20 protein-coding genes are annotated in these 24,477 nt (G+C 49.8%); 4 read left to right on the top strand and 16 right to left on the bottom strand.

The window, feature by feature from the left end; translation table 11 throughout:
* Positions 1-60 precede the first annotated feature (60 nt).
* Entirely contained in the window at positions 61-1,080 is a 1,020-nt protein-coding gene (locus C6Y40_RS00620; protein WP_105932853.1) for an MBL fold metallo-hydrolase, read from the top strand.
* Here C6Y40_RS00620 and C6Y40_RS00615 read toward each other — a convergent pair.
* The 11 genes from C6Y40_RS00615 to C6Y40_RS00565 all read right to left on the bottom strand — a co-directional run bounded on the left by C6Y40_RS00615 (position 1,077) and on the right by C6Y40_RS00565 (position 13,856).
* Entirely contained in the window at positions 1,077-2,129 is a 1,053-nt protein-coding gene (locus C6Y40_RS00615; protein ID WP_105932852.1) for a tetratricopeptide repeat protein, read from the bottom strand. The two genes, C6Y40_RS00620 and C6Y40_RS00615, sit on opposite strands and share 4 nt — an antisense overlap.
* A gap of 39 nt (positions 2,130-2,168) precedes the next feature.
* Positions 2,169-2,663 carry an Ig-like domain-containing protein gene (locus C6Y40_RS00610; RefSeq protein ID WP_170308375.1) on the bottom strand — a complete coding sequence of 165 codons (495 nt, stop codon included), beginning with the start codon at positions 2,661-2,663 and terminating at the stop codon, positions 2,169-2,171.
* A gap of 11 nt (positions 2,664-2,674) precedes the next feature.
* Positions 2,675-4,252, bottom strand: a complete 1,578-nt coding sequence (locus C6Y40_RS00605) for a DUF4331 domain-containing protein (RefSeq protein WP_105932850.1) — start codon at positions 4,250-4,252, stop codon at positions 2,675-2,677.
* A 169-nt stretch (positions 4,253-4,421) separates the two neighbouring features.
* On the bottom strand, positions 4,422-5,129 hold the full coding sequence (locus C6Y40_RS00600) for an anti-sigma factor (RefSeq protein ID WP_105932849.1): 708 nt from the start codon (positions 5,127-5,129) through the stop codon (positions 4,422-4,424).
* Complete coding sequence (locus tag C6Y40_RS00595) at positions 5,126-5,659, bottom strand: sigma-70 family RNA polymerase sigma factor (protein ID WP_105932848.1); 534 nt, start codon at positions 5,657-5,659, stop codon at positions 5,126-5,128. The genes C6Y40_RS00600 and C6Y40_RS00595 overlap by 4 nt, the downstream gene beginning before the upstream one ends.
* A gap of 32 nt (positions 5,660-5,691) precedes the next feature.
* Positions 5,692-6,999: a sensor histidine kinase gene (locus tag C6Y40_RS00590; RefSeq protein WP_105932847.1), complete on the bottom strand. Its 1,308-nt coding sequence runs from the start codon at positions 6,997-6,999 to the stop codon at positions 5,692-5,694.
* A 6-nt stretch (positions 7,000-7,005) separates the two neighbouring features.
* On the bottom strand, positions 7,006-7,590 hold the full coding sequence (locus C6Y40_RS00585; protein ID WP_105932846.1) for a chemotaxis protein CheC: 585 nt from the start codon (positions 7,588-7,590) through the stop codon (positions 7,006-7,008).
* Positions 7,587-7,952 carry a response regulator gene (locus tag C6Y40_RS00580; RefSeq protein WP_105932845.1) on the bottom strand — a complete coding sequence of 122 codons (366 nt, stop codon included), beginning with the start codon at positions 7,950-7,952 and terminating at the stop codon, positions 7,587-7,589. Before C6Y40_RS00580 ends, C6Y40_RS00585 begins: the two co-directional genes overlap by 4 nt.
* A gap of 270 nt (positions 7,953-8,222) precedes the next feature.
* A complete protein-coding gene (locus C6Y40_RS00575) occupies positions 8,223-10,112 on the bottom strand; it encodes a phytase (RefSeq protein WP_105932844.1) in 1,890 nt (629 codons plus the stop codon).
* Complete coding sequence (locus C6Y40_RS00570; protein ID WP_105932843.1) at positions 10,109-11,110, bottom strand: purple acid phosphatase family protein; 1,002 nt, start codon at positions 11,108-11,110, stop codon at positions 10,109-10,111. Before C6Y40_RS00570 ends, C6Y40_RS00575 begins: the two co-directional genes overlap by 4 nt.
* A 52-nt stretch (positions 11,111-11,162) precedes the next feature.
* Positions 11,163-13,856 carry a TonB-dependent receptor gene (locus C6Y40_RS00565; protein WP_105932842.1) on the bottom strand — a complete coding sequence of 898 codons (2,694 nt, stop codon included), beginning with the start codon at positions 13,854-13,856 and terminating at the stop codon, positions 11,163-11,165.
* A 314-nt stretch (positions 13,857-14,170) separates the two neighbouring features.
* Here C6Y40_RS00565 and C6Y40_RS00560 point away from each other — a divergent pair, with 314 nt between their 5' ends.
* Both C6Y40_RS00560 and C6Y40_RS00555 read left to right on the top strand, forming a co-directional pair.
* On the top strand, positions 14,171-15,073 hold the full coding sequence (locus C6Y40_RS00560; protein WP_240621798.1) for a GGDEF domain-containing protein: 903 nt from the start codon (positions 14,171-14,173) through the stop codon (positions 15,071-15,073).
* Entirely contained in the window at positions 15,073-16,077 is a 1,005-nt protein-coding gene (locus tag C6Y40_RS00555; protein WP_105932840.1) for an AraC family transcriptional regulator, read from the top strand. Before C6Y40_RS00560 ends, C6Y40_RS00555 begins: the two co-directional genes overlap by 1 nt.
* 40 nt (positions 16,078-16,117) lie before the next feature.
* On the opposite strand, the gene C6Y40_RS00550 is transcribed toward C6Y40_RS00555, so the two are convergent.
* From C6Y40_RS00550 to C6Y40_RS00540, 3 genes are read right to left on the bottom strand one after another with little or no spacing between them, the layout of a single operon-like run.
* Positions 16,118-18,772 (bottom strand): M14 family zinc carboxypeptidase, encoded by a 2,655-nt coding sequence (locus tag C6Y40_RS00550; protein ID WP_105932839.1) that lies wholly within the window; start codon positions 18,770-18,772, stop codon positions 16,118-16,120.
* A 22-nt stretch (positions 18,773-18,794) separates the two neighbouring features.
* A complete protein-coding gene (locus C6Y40_RS00545) occupies positions 18,795-20,195 on the bottom strand; it encodes an ATP-grasp domain-containing protein (RefSeq protein ID WP_105932838.1) in 1,401 nt (466 codons plus the stop codon).
* Positions 20,188-21,153: an ATP-grasp domain-containing protein gene (locus tag C6Y40_RS00540; protein ID WP_105932837.1), complete on the bottom strand. Its 966-nt coding sequence runs from the start codon at positions 21,151-21,153 to the stop codon at positions 20,188-20,190. Before C6Y40_RS00540 ends, C6Y40_RS00545 begins: the two co-directional genes overlap by 8 nt.
* Positions 21,154-21,518: 365 nt before the next feature.
* Between C6Y40_RS00540 and C6Y40_RS00535 the strand changes: the two genes are divergently transcribed.
* A complete protein-coding gene (locus C6Y40_RS00535; protein WP_240621797.1) occupies positions 21,519-22,613 on the top strand; it encodes a M20 family metallopeptidase in 1,095 nt (364 codons plus the stop codon).
* 84 nt (positions 22,614-22,697) lie between these two features.
* On the opposite strand, the gene C6Y40_RS00530 is transcribed toward C6Y40_RS00535, so the two are convergent.
* Positions 22,698-23,936 (bottom strand): malic enzyme-like NAD(P)-binding protein, encoded by a 1,239-nt coding sequence (locus C6Y40_RS00530; RefSeq protein WP_105932835.1) that lies wholly within the window; start codon positions 23,934-23,936, stop codon positions 22,698-22,700.
* A 322-nt stretch (positions 23,937-24,258) separates the two neighbouring features.
* Positions 24,259-24,471: a 50S ribosomal protein L31 gene (gene rpmE, locus C6Y40_RS00525; protein ID WP_105932834.1), complete on the bottom strand. Its 213-nt coding sequence runs from the start codon at positions 24,469-24,471 to the stop codon at positions 24,259-24,261.
* Positions 24,472-24,477: the final 6 nt, after the last annotated feature.

Here is a 24,477-nt window from a genome sequence, read left to right as displayed (position 1 = left end):
CAGAAGTCATGAAATGGCAATGGTATAGTAAACGCAGATTTGTTTAATGTTGTAGTCCTAATGATAACGCCAAGTACCCATTCGATACCAGCCTCGGGCAGCTTTTGCGAGGTCGCCGCCGGCGTCTACTGGCTTCGTATGCCGCTGCCTTTTGCCCTCGACCACATCAACCTGTATATACTGGAAGCCGATGAAGGGCTTTATGTGGTGGATACCGGGGTACAAAGTGAGCGCAGTAAGGCTATCTGGCAGCAGGTGTTGGGCGCCCTGGATAAGCCGGTAGCAGGCGTAATAGCTACCCATATGCATCCTGACCATTGCGGGTTAGCGGGCTGGCTGTGTCAGACATATAAAGTGCCGCTGTATATGAGCGCACTGGAATATTACGGGGCGATTGCTTATTTCTCTCCCAACCCGGGCGCTGATACCTCGGTGGAAGCGGATTATTTCGTTAAGGCAGGCTTAAGCCAGACCGAGGCCCAAAGCTATGTCAGCGATCATAGTAAATACGTTGACTCTGTTGCGCCTATCCCTTTGGCGTACCGGCGCTTACAGGCGGGGAAATCATTGCGGATCGGTAACCGGCAATGGCAGATCCTGACTTATGGCGGGCACTCGCCGGAGCACGTTTGCCTGTTTGATGCCGAAGCTAATCTATTAATTGGCGGTGATCAGATCCTGCCCTATATTTCGCCTAATATTGGTGTCTATAGTCGCGAGCCCGAAGCACAGCCTTTAACCGAATACCTGCTTAGTCTGGAACAGCTCAAACAGTTACCGCCAGATACGCTGGTTCTCCCTGCTCACAACCAACCTTATACTGGCTTACATACTCGCTGCGATGAATTAGCAGAGCATCACCAGGCATTGCTCGACAGATTGCTGGCCCATTGTAAAACGCCGCGGTCACTAGTGGCATGCCTGCCGGTACTCTATAAACGAAAGTTAAGCGGGCAGATGTTATTTTTTGCCCTGGCAGAAGGCCTGGCTCACCTCAATCATCTGTTAAAAACAGGGCTGGTAACCCGCCAGTGCGATGAGCATGGCGTTTATCGTTACCAGACCTGTGAAAACGGTTAGCCCTCTGCTGCTGCGAGCTGGCGAATTTTGCTGAGCAGCTGTTCATCATTAAATGATTTAGCCTGTTGCCAGTTAATATTGGCCCAGTGCAGTGCCTGCTGCGGTTCGGCTGCAAGATGCAGGTAATAAAGCGCCACTTCTGCGGCATGGGTGGTATCACCACGTTGCTCGCGAATAAATACCCGCTGTGCCATGGCCGTTGTCCATTTTTTCCCCTCGCCGGTTTGCTGTTCAGCAAGCGCCAGATAAAGTAGCGCGCTGTCGTTAGGGGCCGGATTATTAGCTATTTCAGGTGCCAGCCGGGCCAGTATGTCATTGCCTTGCTGCAGGGCCAGTTTGGCTTTCGACCAGGCAACCCAGCTACTGATTGGCCAGTCGCTGTCGGGTTGCTGCTCTATATGCTTAATCGCGGTAGCAGGCTGATTAGCAAACAGTGCCATGTCGGCCAGGACCTCGTTAACCCACAAAGCTATCTCTGTTGATGTTGCCGGAAACTTCTCGCTGATGTTGTGTAACTGCGAATAATACTGAGTCGATGGCGATAGCTGCATGTTGGCTTCCAGCAAACAGGTCGCCATAACCAGTTCTGAAGTTTGTCCCATGAGCTGTAAGCAGGTTTGCCTTGCCAGTGCAGGCTGCCCCTGATTAAGCTGAACATTGGCCTGTAATAATAATGCCGATGGTTGGTCGGGGCGTTTTGCCAGCAGCGTATCAAGCTCTGCCAGCGCATCAGCAAACTGGTGTTGATGTTGCAGCAGACGGGCATAAACCAGGCGCTCCTGATGAGTAATGCGCTCCCCTTCTGCCAGTCTTACAAGCGTTGCCATTACCGGCGCTAAGTCTTGCTCATTAAAGTCTGGGCGAGTGCTTTGGTTTACCAGCTCACTCATTTGATCGGCGGTCATGGTCACCGTTTTTACCGGCTTGTGGCTATGATAAGTGTGGGCTACTGCTTGTTTTACACATATCAGCGCCAGCGCTATAAACGTGACTAGCGAGGCGGTGAGTAATCCGGTGAGTGTCAGGCTGATGGGGAAAATACGTTTCATATCACTGCTCCTTAAAGGTCGCCGTCCCTGGCTTGCGGTTTAATTGTTGAGTAAATCGTCAAACTCAGCAGGATTGGTTGTATCCTGAATATAGAGTCGGCCATTTACCGCCAGTGGCTTATCATCGGCGTTCTGGTTAAATGCCGATCGCACTGCTGTAGATACCGGAACCTCAAGTGCTTCAATGGTAATGGTTACGTTACCGGTCACCGCAAAAGCGGTGCCGTCGGAAACCGTAAACGAAAAGCTATCGGTGCCAGTGACTTCCGCATTGGGGGTGTAAGTAAACTCGCCGCTACCTGTTACGGTAACGCTGCCAAAAGCAGGCTCCCCGGACAGCGCGTAAGTCAGGCCATCACCATCGGCATCGGTGGCCGTCAGCATGTCGGTAACCGGTGTTTCGGTCTGGGTTGTGATAGCCAGATCGTTGGCTACCGGCGCCCGGTTAATATCGTCGTAACTGTCTTTATCATCGCTGTCAAAGCAGCCAGTCAGCGTGATACTCAGGGCGCATATTGGTATGAACTTATTCATTACAGCCTCCTTTATTCTGAACCAGGCAGTGGGGTTGCCAGGTACGGAAAGCTGGCGTCCATCATGCTGGCATCCAGCGGGGCGCCATCAGTAAAGGGGACATTACCCACACTGGCATCACTGCTGTCGCACAAGCCCAGATCGGTTTCCTCACCATTCACCGGGATGGGATAACACAGGCGCCCCATGACTACGCGCAGAGCGATATCAACAACGTCATCGCCAGGACGACGGCCGTTAGGAAAGCCCGCCAGATCGTCGCCTGCCACCCCGGCCCAGGATTGCTCAGCAGCCGGCGTTGCCGGTATGGCTGTATTCAGGCGTAGCATTTCAGACGGTGTAACCGTGGCAAGTTGATTAACGCCCGGGAAACCGGTTAAAAACGCCGTGACCAGATCGGTACGCGGAAAGTTAGTGGGTGCCAGGGTGTCTATGTCGGTGCCCAGTGTGGAATTCACTGCATCACGGAACAGGATGTTCAGCAGCTCCGGCAGAGCAGGGTGGGTGACATAGTCGGCAAACTGGCCATCGTCGACAGGGTGTGACGTAGAGAACTTATCTTTATCACCAATACCAATAACCAGCTCGTTAACCAGAGGGTTACCCAAACGAGACACCTGAGTCATCGCGCCGCCCTGCACTTCGGGTTTACTGAAGGTGGCGTTAGGGTTGAGTATTCTGGCCTGTGGCAGGCTGGCAGTGGTCCACGCACCGATTGTGCCGTTACCGTCGCCGGTTACGCAGTTGGCCGGTACTTCAAGGGCAATACTGGTAACGTTTTTATCGGCCAGATCGTCATTGCTGTCTGACTGAGTAATGCCACCGGGGAAACCGCTACCATCGCCAGCGCCGGGCCTACTGTCGCCCTCCACTGGCACATAGTTAACCAAATCGAAGGTTTTGCCGAGATTGACTACAAACGGATCTTTGCGCTGGCCTACAAACACTCTGGCAGGCATTTCGCAGCCGGGCAGCATCACATCATAAACATACTGGTCGGCATAGCGCTGGTATTCAGCGGTGCTGGAAAATGTTTTGTTGCCGATGTAATCGAGTGGCTTGGCAAAATACATGGCATCCATTGGCATTATTTCCGTGCGGGTGCCGCTGCGCATGTCGCCTTCTACCATCATCAGCGAGTACTGCTCAGAAAAGTTAACCGCGCTCATATCTTCGGCGCTCACCGGGCCAACATTTTTGAGCGGTACTTTTACACTGCGCTGATTACCTTCAGGGCCGACCGTCAGTGCCACGCCCTGGTTATCAGCCGCCAGCATGGGCGTAAATTTTAAGGCAAAGCTGATGTCTTCCATTGCGTCGCCATCGTTATCAATGTGAATGGCGTACTCGGCTGCCGGATCCATGGCAAAGTAATTCGGACCGCCGTAGGCATCCTGTAATGGAATGTAATTAGCAATAAGTGTTACATAGCCTTCACGGCCACTTTCGTAGCTGTTAAAGGCATAAAAATCAGTACTGTCCAGAGCCGGCGCGCGGGCGATACCCGGTGCTTCACGGTGACTGGATGCCTGCACAGCCGTTGCTGCAAGTGCGCTGCCGATCATGACAGAGAGTAGTAGTTTTTGCATGGTGTTACCCCTTTTTGTTGGTGTATTAAGCCAAACGACTAACTCAGGGCAGTGGATGCAAAATAATTTAAAAAAATAAATAAAAGTTGTTTTTTATTTTATTGAGGCGGTTTTGGGGCAAGAGAAAAATAAAAATAGCCCCTGGGCGGGGGGCTATTACAAAGGCAGGTTAAACTGCGCTGATTGGCGCGATATAGAGGACCTCGGTTGGCGCACCGGATGGTGAACCACCATTCGGTTCAAGACTAACCGCCAGGGCGGCAATATCGGCTAAATCAAACCAGTCCGGGCGGCTGATAGCCAGTTGGCCGCCTTCCGGTAACAGACCCAGCGAAATTGGTGCACCGCCATCGGCGGGGACCATCCAGAGCTCGAAGTCTTTATCGGTTCTGGCCGTGAGATTGGCAGTAGTTCTGACTGCCAGGGTAGAGGTGCTGATCTCAATCAGCCACAGCGGTTTTGCTTCGGCATCGGTGACAACGGCTATATCCGTTACCGGTGCCTTGACTGGTGGTGTAGCTGGCATCAGTACTACCGCCAGAATAATTGCTGCTGCCGTTGCCAGTCCGGCGATAGCCTGCCATACCACTGGTCTTGAGGATTTAGCGGCCGGCATTGCCACCACGTTGCTGTCAGCTGAGTCATCAGCAAGTCCCAGCTGGCGTTCAATGGCCTGCCAGACTGATGCTGGTGGCTCAACCGGCTGGACGTTCTGACCCAATCCATTGAGATACTGCTCCCACATCCAGGTGGTCTCGGTAATCAGCTGGCTTTCCATCATCAGTTGTTGATAACGCCGGCGTGCTCCGCCGCGTAAGGTACCTAAAACGTATTCAGCGGCCAGTGCATTGCGTAAAGTTTCGTTCTTATAATTCATACAGACAGACACCTCTGCAAACTTTGCAGGCCCCGACGGATCCAGCTTTTAATTGTCCCTAATGGCGAGGATAAGTGATCGACCACTTCCTGATGAGACAGGCCGTTAAAGTAGGCCAGATGAATGGCCTGGCGCTGCTGATTATCCAGTTCATCCATGCATTCATTTAACTTCGGGTGGGCTAATTCACTGGCAGCAATATTGCTGTTTTCATCAGGATGGTGATCATCGTCATCCAGCGGTGTTTCTTTTCTTACCTTGTGGTGGCGCATCAGATCCAGTGCTCGGTAGCGGGCAATACTGATGATCCAGGTTAAGACCGTGCCTTTTCCCCGCTGATAGCTGCCGGCGTTATGCCACACTTTAATGTAGGCATCCTGGGTGGCTTCTTCTGCAAGAGCCGTGTTTTGAAGCATCTTCAACACTACCGCATATACCTGACCGCTGGTAATTTGATAGAGCCTGGCAAAGTCCTGTTTTTTTCCCTGCGCTGTGCCACACAACAAGGGTAATAAGGTTTCCTGTTCCATTGTTTCCTCAATTTTTGATGAGCCTGTCTGGCTTATAACGATTCAGTGCTTGGATTGGATGCAGATTTTTCCTCTTCTTGCTCTTTTAATACGGGTAAGCGTACCTCAATCACGGTGCCTTTACCCTCGCGGCTGTTAATCGCCAGTTTGCCTTTATGTTTTTCAATAGCGGAATAGGCCACAGAGAGGCCGAGCCCCTGACCTTTGCCTTCTGGCCGGGTAGTAAAAAACGGTTCAAAAACACGTTTCAGATTGGCTTCACTGATACCGCAGCCGGTATCAACTATTTTTATCGCAACACCGCCGCTGCTGGTTTGTTTGATGTCGAGCATTACCAGGCCATTGTCGTCAATCGACTGAGCGGCGTTCATCATCAGATTAGTGAGGGCCTGTTTTAAGCTGGCAGACTCACAATACCATTTTAGCTGGTCAGGCTCACAGGTGACTTTGAAGCGCGGTCGTTTAAACTGGGTGCTGATAAGTTGTACCAGTTGATTTGCCGTGTCGTGTAAGTTCAGGTAACCCCAGGTGTGCTGCGGCTCTTCGGCAAAAGAGCGTAACGTAGAGACAATTTCGCTGACCCGCTTAAGACCATCCTTAGACTCCTGAATCAGTGGGCCCATATCTTCTTCGATAAGCTCGACATGGGTGGCGTCAAAGAGATCCTCCAGTGCCTCAATATGCTCAGGTGCATGACTGGTAACCAGTTTTTTGGTGGCCTGACAGGTTTCCAGCAAATTCTGTGCGTACTGTTCCAGCGTATTTAAGTTGGCCGTAACAAAGCCCATGGGGTTATTAATTTCGTGCGCAATGCCAGCGGCAAGCTGACCTGTTGAGGCCATTTTTTCTGCCTGAATGAGCTGTGACTGGGCTCTGTCGAGTTTGCGGATCAGTTTGCGCTGGGCTTCGTGTTCTGCTTTTAATTCCTCGGCGAGCTGGGCCTGAGTTTTAAAATAACTGGCCTGAGCGGTGACATCCTGGATCAGAATGCAGGCATACTGTTCGCCGGTTTCGGTATCCTTGTGAGGTACAACTTCCATATTCTGTACCATCTGGGTTTCTTCGCCAGTGATGGGGCGGCTGCTTTTAAAAGGAAAGATGTGCGGGCGTTGTTCCCAATAGCTGAAACTGGGATGTTTAAGAACAAAAACCGATTTTATGCGCCGTTTCAGAAACTTGATTTGCTCGGGAAAGACATCGGCTAATGGTTTGCCTAAGGCGTCACCCCGCAGCTCAACCGGCATACGGTCGAGAAAAAACGCATTCAGATAGACAATTTCATAGGCTTCATTTACCAGACAAATTCCAACTGGCAGTTTATCCAGCAACGGTTTATTCATAAAGGGCTAGCCCAGTAACTCGTCGATCGTCGATTTTAGCCGTGTCAATGAAGCATCGTCCAGGCAAAACACCACGCGCATGGTGAACGATGAAATATGAATATCGAATTTTACTTCCATTACCAGGCTGTGTTGCCAGTCATATTGCGAAAAGTCACTTTTTTGCGGCGCAAATAATGTTGGCATCTGCAGGTTGGTGGCCAGCTCGAGCTGTTCAGACAACCCGGCCAGACAAGCACCGGCAAGAATATTAGACAACTCCAGAATCGTTTCGTTGATATCGTTTTCTGATAGTGGTTGTTCATATTCGAGTAGTTCTGCGACTTCAGTAAGTCCCTGCTGGGTGAGAATCGACATCACCTCGCCGTGAATGTCGCCCATAAAAGACTGGCGGGTGTAATAGGCCTGTTGATTATGGCTGACTAACTCATACAGCCCGGCCGGGGTAACTGCAGTGATTTTAGGGATCGAGATGCCGATTTTGGTTTCGATTAAATGGGCCAGACTGTTGGCAGCCTGACCCATAGAAATGTTCATCAGTTCTTGTAAGGCATCCCGCTGGTCTTCAGACAGGGCAATTGCATCGTTCATAGGTAACCCAACTCAAATAAGGTCATTGCTAATTCTTCTTTATCCAGTGGTTTGCGTAAAAACCGTTTAGCACCCAGCGACATCACTATACGCTGTTTCTCCGGCTGAAAATCGGCACTTATAACAATGACATCCGGTGATGAAGGTTGCTCAGAAAGGTATTCAAGCACGCCCACACCATCAATTTCGGGCATGGTTAAGTCAAGCAAAACGAGTTGAACGGCGTTACCTGACAGCGTTTCGATGGCCTCTTTCCCATTGGCGGCTTCCATGACTGTTGTGTCAAGCTCCGGTGGCAATGCTCTGATAGCGCTGCGTCTGGATAGCTTTGAATCATCTGCCACCAACACTGTTAAACTCATAAAGGACTCCGACTTCCGGTTTCATATAAGTATTTGCCATTTTTACAATCCTGCAAGTCTGATGCGGTCATTTCTACCTTGCTTAGCGTGCCGCTAGCGAATATGAAAATGGTGACAAATGTGACTATTGGTTATTTTATGAGGTGATTTGGTGTTATGTTTATTTAATCTTATACCTAAGTATTCAGGGTGATAAGTAACGACGGGGAGCGATGAACGCAGATGTAAGCGTGCGAACCGGCTCACCAGGCGGAGCCGGATCAAGGATGGTTAGCGATTCTGGCGAATAAACTCAGCCAGCTTAGTGCCGCTAATCAGTTTAAAGTTTTGCGGGGCGGTTGGCATCACATTGCGGCCATCCTGAACCACCATGAGTCCGTCAGGAAACTGCGGCCCAAGTGCTGTTGAGGTGACTTCAAGGCCGTCGGTTTCTGAAACGCCATCAATCTGTCTGGCACCGTTGATGCCGATCCGGAACGTTCCCAGCAAACGATTACCATCATCAAGCGCATACACCGCAAATCGGCTATTGCCCTGACTGGAGACTACCAGGTAGCGTTTATCTTCCAGCGTGTAAATGCCCATGCCTTCAATATCGGCTTCAACTTCCTCACCTACAGAGGCAATCAGATTCGGCGCGCTGAGTGGCTGTGACAGTGCCTTTTGCCAGATGCCTGCGGCTTCCTCACCCATGTAGAGTATTTCTCTGGCATCATCCACCACGCATCCCTCGGGTTGACTGGGCAGGTTAAACTCACCGACGAGTTCTGCCGAGGGGCCGTCCCCGGTAAAGGTGAAGGCATATTGCTGATAGCGGCCGTCGGTGTCGTTAATAAACGTATGCAACTGACCATCGATAACCCCACTACATAAGCCGTAAACATCAGACAATGTAGTGGGGAGTTCGCCGGCGTGGGTCACCTTACCGGTAGCGGAGATGTAATATACCGATAACGTCTGTGATGAACGGTTACTGGCTACGGCAATATCCTGCTTACCGGCTGGTGTGTCAATCTGATAACGCACGTCCACATTATTGACCCGGCCGACAGGCAATGATTGCAACTGCTCACCCTTTAATGAATACACATTGAGTCCGTATTTTTTATCGGTACCCAACACCAGGCTGGCGGCAGGATTGAGCCGGTTTACCCAGATAGCCGGATCATCAGCGGCATCGCCATAACGGTTGACCGGTGCGGTTTGCACGTCGGCGCTCAGGGTATATACCTTCCTGGTAGCCTTGCTGGCAGGCGCGGTATCGTTAAGGGTAGCGGCGAGTAATTCGCCGCTGGCTTCATCAAAAGCGCCAAGATAAAGGGTGTCGCCGGCCACGGCGGCACTGACAGACTTAAGTTCACGCGCTGTAGCCAAAGGCCATTGGCGGTTGCGCTGACCGCGCTCATAAATGAACGGTTGGTCGGTAGCCACCACAAAATAGCGGCCATCGGCCAGGGCGGCTACCGATTCCAGTTCAGGGCCGGTAGAGAAGTAATCCAGGTTGCGGGCATTTTCGCCTTCAGCGTTGCCACTATAGTGCCAGATACCGGTGCCTTCTTCGGCAATTAGCAGCGAGTTGTTCTCATCAGCAACCGCACACGACGACAGATCAGGCCCCACCATCATTTGTCTGATTGGCGTAAGCTGCCAGTTTTCCCCGGTGTTCAGCAGGTAGTGAGACATCAATCCACGGGCATCGGAGCTGAACAGGTGCAGCGTATCGTCCTGACGACTCAGGCAAAGGGTTTCACGGTCGGCAATTGCAGAGGGCAGCGAAGTCTGTAAGAGAAACTCCCCGGTTGCAGTATCGAGCGTCACCAGGTGCAGGGCTGAAGTATTCTGATCGATGGCGGCAATGGCAATTGTGTTGTCTGAGCCGGGCAGCAGACGCCAGTCTGCCTGAGCGATGTGATCGGTAAACCCACTGATCTGCTGACCTTCAGGCGACGCCCAGATAAGCCCCTCTGCTTCACTGGTGATCAGGTAACCTTTGAGTGTGTTGATGACCACAGGTTTGAGGCTCTCGCCAGCCACCGGGAGTGCGCGCAGCGTGAGTGTTGAGGCGGGTTCAGTTGGCTGAGTACCGGCTGGATCACTGGCGCTACAGGCCCCCAGGGCGAGGCTGGCGAGCAGCCCCAGCGTAAATTTAAGCGGTTTCATTGGCCCGACTCCCTGCTTTTATCCCGTGTATACTGGTAGATGACTTCGCCCTTATCATCAATGAATTCAAGGGTGAACTGTTGTTGATTAACCCGCACCACAGCAAAACCGGCGGATGATTTAGCAAACGCGGTAAACTTGCGTTGTGCTACCGGGCGGATCTCAGATCCGCCGCCGGAAACAAAGTGTTCCACACTGCTGCCGGCAGGTTTGTTATGTTGCAGGTCATGTTCGTGACCAGCGATATAGGCATCTACCTCATACTGTGCCAGGAGTGGTTCTATTACGCCGCGCACAGCGCGGGTTTTACCATACCGTTTGCCACTGGAATAAAGTGGGTGATGACCAATCACAATGGTCCAGTCGGCGTTTTTATGGCGCTTCAGTGTTTGCTCAAACCACGTCAGCTGAGCCTGGCTATCCTGACGCAGGGTTTCCTGATATTTAGCGTCGTGCTGGTAATCCGGATTCAGCGGGCTGGTATCTAAAAAAACCAGATGCACCAAACCGCCTTCCTCCAGCGGAATGAGCTTATCAAAGTACTGCGCCGGCATGTTCCAGCGGCGACTGACAGCAGAGTAATCGATTTGCGCCTGCCAGTTGCCGCGGTAGTCGTGATTGCCTAACACCACGTACCAGTCGATGAACAGGTGCGGGCCATGATAAATATTCTCATAGGAGGTTTGCCAGTAGGGATCATTGACCGATGCAATACCGTTGTCGTAGAAATTATCGCCGGTAGAGATAATCATGTCGGCATCAAACTGATAAGACGCAATGTCCATCCATTTGGCAACGTTGCGCTGAGCAAAGTGACCATTGCGGCCCCAGTCGCCGACCACCAGAAACGTATAGTCATCATCGGTTTTGGTGAATGAAGACGGGATCTGATTGGTCTGGTAATAGTGCTCACCAAAAACGTCCTGCTGAGCTGACTGAGCCTGGATCAGTGGTGCGCAAAGCAAAGTGGTGAGCGTGAGTAATTGTATGAGTTTCATTGAAAACCTTAAGATTCAGGCGGACAACAGCCCGCCTAATTACCGATAGAGCTTATAGCTGCCAGTTAAAACCAATTTCGAAGGTACGGCCGTACTCTTCGTACTGGGCATTCTGACTGCGACGGTCGAAGTAGTGATAGTAAGGCTCATCATTAATATTGATGGCGTTAAAGTACACCGTCAGATCCTGGTTGATATAGTATTTACCCATAAAATCGAACTGCTGATGGGCATCTTCCATGCGCAGCATGTCACCGTCGATTTCTTCCAGGTTTTTGCTCTTGTAGGTCATTGCCAAACGCAGACTCCAGTCGTTGTCTTCGTATCCTACGGTCAGGTTACCAACGGTATCAGACTGATTAGGCAGGCTGGTTTTGTACGCTTCTCCGTCCAGCAGCGTGGTGGCATCAGAGGATGAAAAAGTACCGTTAGCAGAGAGTAATAAACCGTTATCAAAGGCTTTCACCCATGACAGTTCCAAACCAGTGAGATCGGCGGTTTCGCCATTACGCGGCTGAATGACTTCGTCGTAGCCTTCCCAGCCTTGCATACCTGCTACATCGGCAAAGATAACGAAGTTGTCAATTTGCTTATAGAATAAACCGGCAGACAGCACGCCAATCTGGCCAGGGTAATATTCAATCGACAGATCGAAGTTGTCTGACTCGTAAGGCAGTAATTGAGGGTTACCCACTTCGGCTTCACGTTCGGTAACAAAGGCGCCATCGTCTTCTTCGGTTTTGCTTTCAATAATCTGGAAAGCGGCTGATTCTTCAAAGCCCGGGCGGGAAATGGTTTGCGTGTAAGCACCACGAACGATCAGTTGTTCAGAGATGCTGTATTTAACGTTAATGCTGGGCAGGAAGTGATCATAGCTACGCGCTGACTGCCATGGCGTGTTAACCACTTCTTCCACGTCAAGTTGTTCATCTTCAATCAACTCAACACGCATACCGGCGGTATCAAAGTCGGTTTTTTCATAACGAACACCGGCCACAATATGTACATCGTTGATATCAAAGGTACCCATGAAATAGGCTGCGAAGATATCTTCGTTGGTTTCGTAGGATGCACCATTTGACTCCAGTTCAGAGTCCAGCTCTGACAGCTCCAGCGAACCACGGTTCTGATTGAAGTAGCTGCGCATCTCACCGCGGTTCAGGCCCGGGCCAAAATCACCCAGCCCCCAGTCTACGTCACTGGCAGCAAATTGCGTCGGATCCATATCATCGAAGTCGCCGTCGTAAATGTAGATGTTACTGTCGACAGTTTTAGTGCGGGTACGGTATTTTACACCGGCTTTAATTTCGCTGAGATAAGGGTCTTCGGCAAAGGTTTTGCTCAGGTTGGCTTTAATACTGTTTTCTGTATCCTTCGCGTAGTTATCCTCAAAGCTGATTTCGTCGATCTCGTAGTTATTGAAGTCATTCACCGAATCGGCGTAGCTAATGCTGGGGATCACGCGCTGCATATCACCCTCGATGCTGTCATCTTCGGTGATAAAGGTATAGTAAAGTGCATCCGGCTCATCTTCATCAGACTTGGCGTAACCCAACTGATAGTCGAAAGTCCACTCGCCACGCACGTGCTCACCGCCGGCAGCGATGGTCAGGATAGACTGTTGTTCATAACGATCTTTAGACTCACGCTCCACTTCAGAGTCTTCACCGTCAAACACAAAGGTATTACGCTGACGATACTCTTCATCAGAGAATTCGCTGTACAGGGTGCGCAGGAAGTAAGCGTTGTTAAAGTCAGGGCGGTAGTCAAGGTTAACCGCAGCCCCTAAGCGTTCACGGCTAATGGTGTAATGACGTTGTTCAATTTCGTCATCCGCGTTGGACTCAATATTGTCTGAACCAAAGTCTCGTTTGAAATAAGATAAGGCAGCCGCCACACCAAAAGTATCGTTCCATAAATTGGTGTAGGTACCGGAAAGTTTGGGGCTCATTTCATCGCGTAACTCGTTTTGGCTTAGCTGACCCGATAAACTGGCGGTCTGGCCTTTGCGGTCGAAAGCGCTTACCGATTTAACTTCTACCGAACCACCAATCGCGTCGCCGTCCATATCTGCAGTAACAGACTTGGAAACTTCCAGCGTCTGGATTAGTTCAGAGGGGATCACATCCAGAGCAACTGAGCGAACACCGCCCTCCGGAGACGGGACGTTAAGGCCGTTGATGGTAACGTTATTGAGGTTAGGATCGATACCACGGATCCCTACAAAGCGGCCTTCACCCTGATCGCGTTCGATAGACAAACCCGGCAGGCGTTGCAATGATTCGGCAGCGTTTTGGTCCGGGAACTGACCAATGGCATCGGCTGAAACGATAGATTTAATATTGTCAGCCATACGCTGCTGATTGATGGCGCTGGCCTGACCGCCACGCTGACCACGGACCATCACTTCTTCCAGCGCTTCGTTTGCCGCTTCAAGGGTAATAAGCGGCGTAATATTTTCACCCTCGGTAAGGGTGATCCCGCGACTAACCGGATCGGCACCAAGGTAAGTAACAACCAGCGTGTAGTTACCGGCAGGCAGATTAGTGAAACGAAAAGTCCCATCGCGGCCAGAAAAGGTTTTTTTACCTAATTCAGTAATTTCAATTTTTGCGCCGGCAAAAACCCGGCTTTGATCTTTATTGGTTAACTGACCAATCAGCCCCGCATTATCTGCTGCGACCGAAGCAAATGAGCAACAAACGGTACTGACAGCCAACGCCAGGCTGGAAATACGATTTTTCATGAGTGTTCTCTTAAGTTGTGTGTATGTGTTGGCGGCTACGGTAGAAAGCAAAAATGACAAATCGATGACGGTGAATGGCACAGTTGCCTGAAAAATAGCCGGAATCGGCCTGAAAAGCGTTATTTTTAAACTCGATGAGCCCAAATGACCCCCGTGCAAACCGTTGTTTAATATTGAAAAAAAGTATTTTAAGCCGGCTGAAAAGGGAAAAGCATCATACCAGTGTCATATTGCTGAGCCAGAATGACCCCTAAGATTACCGGCGACTCAATTAACAATAGGCGCAGGTAAACACGTTTTTGCATGCGGAAAAGATGATGGATTTTAGTTTATTAACACGTCACCGGGGCTTACTGGCATTTGTACTGCTGGTGTTGGGGCTGGCAGTGACATTATGCGTTACTAATGGCCAGTTGAAAGATATCGCAGACGTTGAGTGGCTGGATGTCGTGGGCGAGGGCAGCATATGCCTGCTCACTTTGTGCTGGATAACCGCGGTGATGATCAGCCGCCCACCAGGCAAGGTTACGGCACTGCTGGTGGCAGGCCTGGCGTTTTTTAATTTTTCCGCCATGCTCGACGTGTTCGATGAATTTACCTTTTACAGCGATGCGGCCCATTGGCTCAGCGTGGTGGAGTCTATTCCCGCTGCAATGGGTATGGTCGTGATGAGTGTTGCGTTGTATTGGTGGCATCAGGAACAACTGGCGCTCAACAAACAGCTGCAACGCCGCGAAATGTGGTATCGGGCCCACGATCAAATCGATGTCATCACCCAGCTCTACCGCGCTGACTACTGGCGAGCCAGGGCCATGGAGTTACAGGAGCAGGGCGTAAAGGCGGCAGTAGTGATACTGGATATTAACGATTTCTCGCAGTTCAATTTGCGCTACGGCCATGCCGAAGGGGATCGCTTCTTAAAGGAGATTTCACAGTTAATTGTGATGAACCTCAGAGCCGTCGACCTGGCCTGCCGCTATGCCGGCGATCGGTTTGTTATCCTGATGCCGGAAATTGCCGCCGAAGAGGCCTGCGAGTTTGCCCGTCAGTTAGAGTGCAGCATTCGCAATGTGGCATTCAGAAGTGGCGGCCAGACCACGGCGATTTTTCATTCAGTGCGCAGTGTCAGTGCTCAGTTGCAACAACAGGTAACGCTGGCTGAAATGATGGCCGGCCTGAACCGTCAGTTAGATGAGACCTCCCGGCAGGCCGCCTGATGACGCATAACGCTTTGCTTACCCGTACCGATAAAACACTGCCTGCCAGACAGCTTGCCCAAAGCCTGGTGCAGGTAGCGGTAGCCCGTGGTGCGGGTGAGCAAAAGCTGTTACGTGGTACGGGAATTTTCAGTGAAGACTTACTTACTGCAAAGCCATTAAGTTGTAATCAGTTGCAGCGTCTTTGCGGCAACGCCACTCAACATTACAAAGGCTTCGACCTGGCCTTTCAGTTTGGCCATCACTTAGTGTCGGCTTTTGTTAATGATGCGCTGCCCTATTTTACCCATGCGCGGAATTTTGGTGAATGCTTGCGCGCACTGCCTTCTTTTCAGACCCGCCTTTATCCTTTTGTTTCCGCTTTTCGCTATGACGAGGGCGACGATATACTGCTGGTTCTGCAGGATGCCATGGGCAGCGGTAAACAGTTTCGCTTTATGGCCGAGGCCTACTGTGCAGCGTTGGTAGCTCTGGCCCGACATTGCACCGGTAAGCGTCTGGCGCTGCACTTTTCTTTTCCCTTCGCGCGTCCTCGGCAGATCCAGGAATACGAAGAGGGGCTGGGGTTCCGGCTGTCTTTCGAGCAGCCCTTCTTTACCATTAAAGTGGCCAGAGCAGAGCTGGCAACGCCATGTTTACAGCCTAATCGAATGTTTAAGCAGTTTGCCCTGCGTCGCTTTCTGGAGCAGCGGGAGTACCGCGTAACTTTGCTTGATGCCGTGCGCTATCACCTGCGCCGCAACAGCAACGCTACCTTACCGGCCATTGCTGGCGAACTCGACTTAAGCCCGGCATCACTTAAGCGTAAACTGGCGGATCACGACACTACCTTTAGTTTGTTGCACGATGATATTCGACGTCAGCAGGCCATCTACTATTTGCAGGTGCAGAAACTCAACAATGAGCAAAGCGCGTTGAAAATGGCCTTTACGGATATTACTAATTTCCGTCGTGCGGTGAAGCGCTGGACCGGGCAAACGCCCAGTCAGCTTCGTGAAGTATAAGGGTAATTGAAAGGCGGGTAATTATTCCCCCACCGTTGGTTCATTGTTGTTGGGTGATCGGTTCTTCTTCGTCCTGCAACTCGTACTCTTCTTCCTCTACCGGAATGACTTCCTGAGTGGAATAGAAAACACTTACAGGCAATGAGTAATTGGGTACATCATCATAAGTAAATACCGAGTAATACTTCGCGACGTTTGGATTGGCAAAATTGTCGTAGGTATATTCATCTGGTCCGGCGTAGAGCTTGACACCATCTAATGGCGATTTAGGCGGATGAAAGCAATTACGGACCACAAACGCACCAACAAGGTCGCGGTGCTGAGGATTTTGCCAGGTCAGCTTCACTTTATTGTTTTCCAGCGCCACATTCAGATCGGTTGGCGCAGGCAGTGAAGATTTACGTCGCTCAATATATTTGATCATTAACCGGCAGGCCTGAGCGCTATCTTCATGATGCCAGTCAACCAGTGCATTTTGTTGTTGAAACGCCGAGGTTGCGCGCACAATAAAATAAAATGGCTGATTAGTTGCGTGTAACTGCTCGAGGTGTTGCTTGCCAAAGCTATCAAAAATAAAGTGGTGCACAGAACGCTCTTTAAGCTGTGCATTACTGACTTCGTAGCCAATAAACTCTATTTTTTCACGCTGTTTAACACTCTGGTAATCCACATCCTGTAAGCCTGCCAGTTCGATAGTAAAGCGAATATCCTGCTGTGTATTCAGTGCGTTTTTATTTTGTAGCACCAGGTACGCATCGGTAATCACCGTTCTGTCCGGATCCGGTAAGCGCTCTGGCATAAACGCCATTTGCCCATACACAATTTCGCCATTTTGATCGAACCCGGCTTTAAGCTGTCTTTCAATAATTTCATCCTTAAAGATGGTATTGATCATTCTTGGCGTCAGCTCGACCTGTTCACTTGGCAAGGTATAAATCACCTCAAGATTTGGCCGGTAATGAATGCCTGAGCCAAAGCGACCGTAACCAATGTCGAACTGCATCATTTGTGAATCGGCGCCTAAAGGCAGCTTACGTGGCCCCTCCACCCGGAGTAATAATCTGCCACCTTTAATGGATTTGCGGATTATCCGACGTTCAGCCACATTCAGCTCCCAGTGAGACCATATTCCCTGGGTGAGTTTATCGGAGCCAATTTCCTCGCCAAGGGTCTGAATCGGGGGAGCCTGGTGGATCTGATTAAAGTCTGTAATGTCAGAAATATCATTCGGATCGAGGATTGAGACTGTCCATTCGCCAAAATTCTCAACCTTGGCGTTTACGCGATTCATTGGGTAAAGGGAGAAGCGAGCGCTTTTGATGCGGGCTTTTTCAGGCAGATTTTCCATATTAAAGGCAATGACGCCGTAACAAATGCCCCGGCGTTTGTTGACGCCCACAAACAAGGAATTATAACCAAAATGGTCGCGATTTTTTTCTAAGGTGTACTGACCCACATAACCAATGTCCTTTTTAGCAGGAAACAAACCACGGAAATATTCATCCCGCGACAATTCGGTTTTGAGTTTTACTTCCGGACTAAAGGGAGACTTGATGCCGGTCTTTTCATTTACCGCGCGAATATTATAAAAATATTTATGACCACTTCTTAACTGCACATCACAAAAACTTCTGTTGCGGGTTGTAGCAACCAGGTTTTCCTGATGACAAGGACTTTTTACGGTATCTGAGCGATACAGTTCAAAATACACTTCTTGCTGGTCTTCCGGGTAATCCCAGCTCAGGGTTGCCGAATAAACCGCTACCTCGTTAATGGTAAAGTTCTCGACTCTGGGTGGCGCAAAGGCAGAATAATTCACCGCCTCAGACCAGGCATGCAGTAATGCCGGGATGTTTTCGTCGACACTTTGAGACATGTTCACCAGGTAATCGGGAATATTCCGGGTACCCACCTCTACCACGGCGGCAATTATGCCCAGCGAATAATAATATTCACGGCCGCTCCCATGGATAAGGTTGGCAGGTGGCTTACCCCGGTGTATTCCGTAACGACGACCGGTAACCTTGTGGATTTCCTGATTCATATTGGCACACAGAATGTTGAGGTCGGTGCCCTCAATTTCGGATTCGTGATTAAACTTATGCGCCGGGAAAAACACATTGCCCTGCGAGTGATAATCCAGTGCAACCGTTATATTGGTATGGTTGAGTACGAAGTCTCTAATGGCCTGGGTCTCGGGCTCAGAAAAAGCTTCCGGACCGGAATAGGTGTTTAGCGAAGTATCGTTACCTTTCTTAAAGCGCACCCCAAAGTTACGGTTCAAATCGACACCGAAGGTGCCGTCGCCATTATTTCTGCGATTTTTACGCCAGAACGAAAAGTGGGTCCTCGAATACTCAAACCCATCCGGGTTAAGGCATGGCACCATGTACAGCGTACTTCTGCTGATAATGTCCCGAATTCTCGGATCCTGTTGGTAATTTGTTAGCACATGCTCAATAAATTTGATCGCCAGCTCGTTGCCGATCCACTCCCTGGCATGAATGGTACCGGTGTAGAGTAATGCCGGTTTATCGTCAGCCTGTGCCACATCCAGTGACAGTGTGGCCAGCATTAGTGGTCTGCCTTCCCAGGTGGTGCCGATACTTTCCAGCCGGACAATCCCCGGGTGCTCCGCGGCCATTTGTTCTAAAAACGCAATGGTTTGCGCGTAAGACGTATATTGTTTTTTCATGCTGTTTTACAGGCCCTTGGTATTACAACGTGGTTTTAAACCAATCCCAGTGTTCACTAATGGCTGCCAGCTTTTTGCGCTGGATATTTTTAACCGTTAGCAATTGTTCTACATCATCATGCAAGGCGTTAGATGTGCCTTCTACGCCGAGCGTTTCAATAATGACGTCTGTCAGTTTCGGGCCAATGCCTTTTACACCCGCAAAAAATGCGCTGAGTTGGGCGTGGGATAATACCTGCACCAGCTCAATCACATCGGTATCATCTGCAGATTCGTCAGCCACATCTTCAAGGCCAACGTCCTGATTTTCCAGGTGCAAATCTTCAAACCGTTGCAGTTGCGAACGAGGGACATAATTGTCCTGGAAATTCCATCGTTCACTGGGCCACTCCTCACCGAGTTGCAGCTCTACCGGTAACAAGGGGTATAACTCTTTACTCATCGCTTCCAGAGCATCGGCAGAGTCATAACTTGGCGTATACTCACCAAAGGTAATATGACGCATTGTGCGTAACAAAGACGAGCGAATCTTCCCTAATTCTTCCCAGTTATAGAGCGGAATATACGGTTTGCGGAACCGATTATTGTCGAGGGTCCACATGATGTACTGGCCAATCCAGTCACGAATATACGGGAATGCGGCAAATGCAGTGGCGCACTCCAGAATGCGGAACTTGCCGTCGGTGCCCAGTGCGATGTCACATGCCCAGTATTCGGCATGCGCCGCTTTAGACGCGCGAACCGCAATGTCCAGCGCCTCTTTAGGCACATTCTGATAGTCCATCGAGCCACCCTGACTGGTGTTTGTCAGCCATTCTCCTTCAGGAGGGCGACGCCAGAAGGCGCAAATCGGTTTGTGTCCGACCAGCATTACGCGGATATCGGCGGCCATGGGCACAAATTGCTGTACATACACCGGATAGTATTTTTTCTTTTCCAGTAGCGTTTTGGCTTCTTCCAGGTTATCCACTTTATGAACAAAATAGCCACCGTAGTTGGAGGGGCCGTAGGATTTTTTAATAATCCGTGGATATTCACAGCTTTCGAGAAATGCCATTGCCTCATCTTTTTCATAAAAGATCTCGGTTTTCGGAATTGGCAAATCATGTTTGGTGCAAAAATGGGTAACATTTTCTTTGGATTTGTTGGCAAACTGCGTATCCAGTGAAGGAATAAAGCGCACATCGGGTAACGCTCGCGAAATGTCGCGGAACGTTTCATAGGCGGTAGCAGGAATATTGCCTACCAGCACATCAATCTTTTTGCGTTTAACGTCGTTGATAAAACGCGCTTTATCGTTACCCCAGTGATAGGTCACCGTTTCGATTTTATCCGGCCAGCCCTTGAAGTTCGATTTATCAAAGAAGCGAAGTACATGGTCCAGGTAAAGAAAACCCAGCTTAGGTAATTGGTTATCAGGCATATTGCTTACTCAGCATTGGTTCTAAGGTGTGCACGTTTTGCTTAACGGCTCGCTGTTCAATGGCTTTGCGTTCGATAAGGTCAACAATGCGGGCAATTTTGGCATTGTTAAAATTCAAGCCCATCGCTTCCTGTTCCGGTGTGGCAAACGCAGGGATACCATTCACTTCAAGCACCACATATTCTTCGCGCTCAAGGTCATAAATGATATCCACGCCAGCGATTTCCAGGCCGGTGATTGCTGCGGCTTGTTTGGCGATAGCAATGAGTTCGTCATTGGGTTCACGCATCATGATGCTGCCACCACTGGTGATATTGGTTTTCCAGTCATCGGCAGGGGCTTTGCGGCCATAACAGCCAACAAAATGGCCATCAACGATATCGATCCGATAATCGGTCATGTCGTAATTCACAAAGCGCTCAGCATAAAGGTGAGGGATGTTGGTTTGATCTAAAAAGGGGATCAGCATATCCAGTGAGCGTTCATCTTCCACTTTCACAATACCCATACCGCCCCATCCGTCTGTGGGCTTATACACGAGGCGACCACCCCACTCACGAATGGTCTGCTTCAGGGATTGTTTGTTGGTGCGATTACACAACCGGTAATCGGTAGTGCGAACACCGGCTCTGGCCAGTTTGTGTGCGGTTTTCAGTTTGTCTTCAGACAACGCGAATGCGTTGTAATTATTCAGACAAGGGACGGATTCATTGAGAACCTGATAAAGATAAACCTGATAAGGGGTTTGCTGACCAGCGTTATACGAGAAAAACGCGTCCAGTTCTTCCATCACCACATTTCCGCAGGTGATGACACCACCCTGGGCTGTGGCATTTGCCAGGTTCAGATTTGTGATGGTATTGATACCGCGCTCGCGTAACTGGCTTACGATTTTGTTTTGGATCGCTTCGCCACCACCATTGCTGTACATCCACATTCCAACTGTATATTCAGTCACCGCTCTATACCTAATTTTAAGCAGATTGCTATTGCTGACCCCACCTGACAACACAACCTGACAATTTACTTTCAATGGCATCGTGATGAACAAACGAACAGGGATAAAACATCACAATTCCAGCATTACTTCCAATTTAATGCTTGCGAGACAGCAGGCGATTTTTTTAACCGACACATCGAAAGCGGCGCATATTAGACGGTTTTAATATGACAATTTAAAGACTATTTTTTAATCAGGGCGAATTGTCTTTAAATTGTCATATGAAAGGTTTAAAAACGTCTCCGCTCCTTTGCAGAGCCCTTGTATTTCGGCGGGTGCAGCGTAGTAAGGACGTTTTTTATACTTTAGGATGGTTTTATTACATGACGATGAATTACGCTGAATTAGCTCAAATTATAAACATGAATTCCCATACCCGTAATAAAACCGGAGTGGATGAAAATGCAGCAGTGTTTAACCAGTGGATGAGCCAGTTGGGCTATCAGATTGAAACGCACAGCCGCGATCATATTGGCAATCACGTACACTATATTTCGGCGAAATCAGACGGTCGAAAAGTGCTGTTGCTGGGGCATTTGGATACCGTTTTCCCGCCCAATACCTTTACTGCTTTCAGCGAAGATGATGAGTGGGTTTACGGGCCGGGCGTGTGTGATATGAAGGGCGGTAACTATGTTGCTTTGCAAGCGCTCAGGAATGTCAAAGCCAGTCAGGGCGAAATTCGCAATATTGATATGCTTCTGGTGAGCGATGAAGAAACCGGTAGTGATGACAGCAAGGCATTAACGGCAGAACTGGTTAAACACTATGACGCCTGTCTGGTATTTGAAGCAGCAGGGCCAGACAATAATGTGGTGATCGCACGTAAAGGTATCGCGACCTTCCATATCGAGTTAACCGGTAAAGGCGCGCATGCCGGAAACCATTATGCCGACGGTATCAATGCTAACCTGGCTGCTGCACATATGCTCATCGCGCTCACCTCGCTGACTAATCTGGCAAAAGGCTCTACGGTTAACGCGGGTAAAATGCACGGCGGCATTGGTGCTAACACGATTTCCCCGAGCGCTAGTCTGACTGTTGAAGCTCGGTTTAGCCAGGCCGATGAACGGGAACGTTTACTGGCCGGCTTTGAAGAAATCGTCAACAATCCAGCAGTAGAAGGCATTGTGGTGAATGTGACTGGCGGCTTACAACGAGATGTAATGCAGCCGTCAGCCGCTCAACAAGCGCTGATTCACGAAATTGAAGGATTACTGGGTGAGTCGCTTAATTTAGAACACCGTGGTGGTGTGAGTGATGCCAATGTGGCGTCGGCAGCTGGTGTGTCAACCCTTGATGGTTTTGGCCCCTATGGCGACGGCGACCATACCGTACATGAACGGGCAAGCAAAGCCAGCTTTGTCCGCAGGATTAATGAAGTTTCGCTCATATTGGCAGCTTTTAACGGCAAATAGTCTGTTGGTTTATCTATTGTAATCGTCCTGAATAAATTAAAAAGCCACCCGGCAAGGTGGCTTCGCTATTCGCATTATCAGTAATTACTTGTAATCCGGCATCACTTCGAGGCGCGCTACGCCTGAGTCGATAGCGGCCTGAGCAACGGCTCTGGCGATTCGGCTACACAGACGCGGATCCATGGGTTTAGGAATAATGTAATCCTTACCAAAGGTCAGGCTGTCCACATTACTGGCTTTTAATACCGATTCAGGTACCGGTTCTTTGGATACAGCACGCAGCGCTTCTACCGCGGCGACTTTCATTTCATCGTTAATGGCGGTAGCCCGAACATCCAGTGCACCACGGAAAATAAACGGGAAGCACAATACATTATTAACCTGGTTAGGGTAGTCAGAGCGACCGGTAGCCATAATTAAATCAGAACGGGTAGCCAGAGCCACTTCAGGTTTTATTTCCGGATCCGGGTTAGAGCAGGCAAATACCACCGGGTTAGGCGCCATCAGTTCCAGTGCTTCAGGTGGCAGTAAGTCCGGGCCGGATACACCAACAAAAATATCCGCGCCGTCCATTACGTCTTCCAAAGTGCGTTTGTCGGTGTTGTTGGCAAACAGCATCTTGTGCGGCGTGAGATCGTCACGGCGGGTATGGATAACGCCTTTGCGGTCGAGCATATAAATGCGCTCACGCTGGGCACCACACTTAATTAACAATTCCATACAGGCCACGGCAGCGGCACCGGCACCCATACAGACAATCTTGGCGTCGCCGATTTCTTTGCCCTGAATTTCCAGTGCGTTAAGCATACCGGCAGCCGTTACAATCGCGGTGCCGTGTTGGTCATCATGGAAAACCGGGATCTTACAGCGCTTGATCAGCTCCTGTTCAATCTCAAAGCATTCCGGCGCTTTAATATCTTCCAGGTTAATGCCGCCAAAGGTGTCGGCGATATTGGCTACCGTATTAATAAACTCTTCGGTAGTTCGGTGTTTTACCTCGATATCAATCGAATCAAGGCCGGCGAAGCGTTTGAATAATAGCGCCTTACCTTCCATTACCGGTTTGGAGGCCAGTGGACCGAGGTTACCGAGACCGAGGATTGCGGTACCGTTACTGATAACGGCAACCATATTACCTTTACCGGTGTAGGTATAAGCAGCGTTTGGATCTTCAGCTATTTCGCGGCAGGGTTCCGCTACGCCGGGGCTGTAAGCAAGGGCGAGATCATCAACACTTTCTGCCGGTTTGGAGAGCTCTACGCGGATCTTGCCCGGCGTAGGTTTTGCGTGGTAGTCGAGGGCACGTTGGCGAAAATCTGACATTTTTGTAAGTCCTGTAATTTTTATCTTGTAAGCCAGTCGCTAGGTTATTGTTATTATAGGCGAACTGTATCACAGCGCATGTCATATGGCATGGTATCTATCAATTGTAAAATCGATAGTACCTTACAAACTTGTTAATGCTAACTAACATAACGCGAACAGGCCCTGAACGCCACGTTGCTGAAGAAATAATCGTAATTTGTTTTACTTATGGAAAATGGTTTTACCATTACCCCAATCAATTAACATGATAGTAAAAACAGGCACAAAAAAAGCGCCGTAAAGGCGCTTTTTCTTCGAAGCTTTTTCTTCAGGACGGGGCTTATTTTTTGCCCAGTGCGCCAAAACGCTTCTTGAAGCGGTCAACACGACCACCGGTGTCAACGTTACGTTGTTTACCAGTGTAGAAAGGGTGACAAGCTGAACATACGTCCAGGCTGATGTCTTTGCCCATTGTTGAACGAACTTTGATTTCGTTACCGCAAGAACAGCTAGCAGTAATTTCTTCGTATTTAGGGTGGATATCTTGTTTCATGGGATT

This window comes from Marisediminitalea alba (assembly GCF_002993365.1).
Classification (GTDB): domain Bacteria; phylum Pseudomonadota; class Gammaproteobacteria; order Enterobacterales; family Alteromonadaceae; genus Alteromonas; species Alteromonas alba.
This window is presented reverse-complemented; position numbering and strand designations above follow the sequence as displayed.

Excerpts from the sequence above, each read along its gene's own strand:
- C6Y40_RS00590 (WP_105932847.1), bottom strand. The coding sequence starts at position 6,999 with ATGAATAAACCGTTGCTGGATAAACTGCCAGTTGGAATTTGTCTGGTA.
- C6Y40_RS00555 (WP_105932840.1), top strand. The coding sequence starts at position 15,073 with ATGACGCATAACGCTTTGCTTACCCGTACCGATAAAACACTGCCTGCC.
- C6Y40_RS00615 (WP_105932852.1), bottom strand. The coding sequence starts at position 2,129 with ATGAAACGTATTTTCCCCATCAGCCTGACACTCACCGGATTACTCACC.
- C6Y40_RS00585 (WP_105932846.1), bottom strand. The coding sequence starts at position 7,590 with ATGAACGATGCAATTGCCCTGTCTGAAGACCAGCGGGATGCCTTACAA.
- C6Y40_RS00600 (WP_105932849.1), bottom strand. The coding sequence starts at position 5,129 with ATGAATTATAAGAACGAAACTTTACGCAATGCACTGGCCGCTGAATAC.
- C6Y40_RS00545 (WP_105932838.1), bottom strand. The coding sequence starts at position 20,195 with ATGCCTGATAACCAATTACCTAAGCTGGGTTTTCTTTACCTGGACCAT.
- C6Y40_RS00620 (WP_105932853.1), top strand. The coding sequence starts at position 61 with ATGATAACGCCAAGTACCCATTCGATACCAGCCTCGGGCAGCTTTTGC.
- C6Y40_RS00550 (WP_105932839.1), bottom strand. The coding sequence starts at position 18,772 with ATGAAAAAACAATATACGTCTTACGCGCAAACCATTGCGTTTTTAGAA.
- C6Y40_RS00570 (WP_105932843.1), bottom strand. The coding sequence starts at position 11,110 with ATGAAACTCATACAATTACTCACGCTCACCACTTTGCTTTGCGCACCA.
- C6Y40_RS00565 (WP_105932842.1), bottom strand. The coding sequence starts at position 13,856 with ATGAAAAATCGTATTTCCAGCCTGGCGTTGGCTGTCAGTACCGTTTGT.
- C6Y40_RS00560 (WP_240621798.1), top strand. The coding sequence starts at position 14,171 with ATGATGGATTTTAGTTTATTAACACGTCACCGGGGCTTACTGGCATTT.
- rpmE (WP_105932834.1), bottom strand. The coding sequence starts at position 24,471 with ATGAAACAAGATATCCACCCTAAATACGAAGAAATTACTGCTAGCTGT.
- C6Y40_RS00535 (WP_240621797.1), top strand. The coding sequence starts at position 21,519 with ATGACGATGAATTACGCTGAATTAGCTCAAATTATAAACATGAATTCC.
- C6Y40_RS00530 (WP_105932835.1), bottom strand. The coding sequence starts at position 23,936 with ATGTCAGATTTTCGCCAACGTGCCCTCGACTACCACGCAAAACCTACG.
- C6Y40_RS00605 (WP_105932850.1), bottom strand. The coding sequence starts at position 4,252 with ATGCAAAAACTACTACTCTCTGTCATGATCGGCAGCGCACTTGCAGCA.
- C6Y40_RS00610 (WP_170308375.1), bottom strand. The coding sequence starts at position 2,663 with ATGAATAAGTTCATACCAATATGCGCCCTGAGTATCACGCTGACTGGC.
- C6Y40_RS00580 (WP_105932845.1), bottom strand. The coding sequence starts at position 7,952 with ATGAGTTTAACAGTGTTGGTGGCAGATGATTCAAAGCTATCCAGACGC.
- C6Y40_RS00595 (WP_105932848.1), bottom strand. The coding sequence starts at position 5,659 with ATGGAACAGGAAACCTTATTACCCTTGTTGTGTGGCACAGCGCAGGGA.
- C6Y40_RS00575 (WP_105932844.1), bottom strand. The coding sequence starts at position 10,112 with ATGAAACCGCTTAAATTTACGCTGGGGCTGCTCGCCAGCCTCGCCCTG.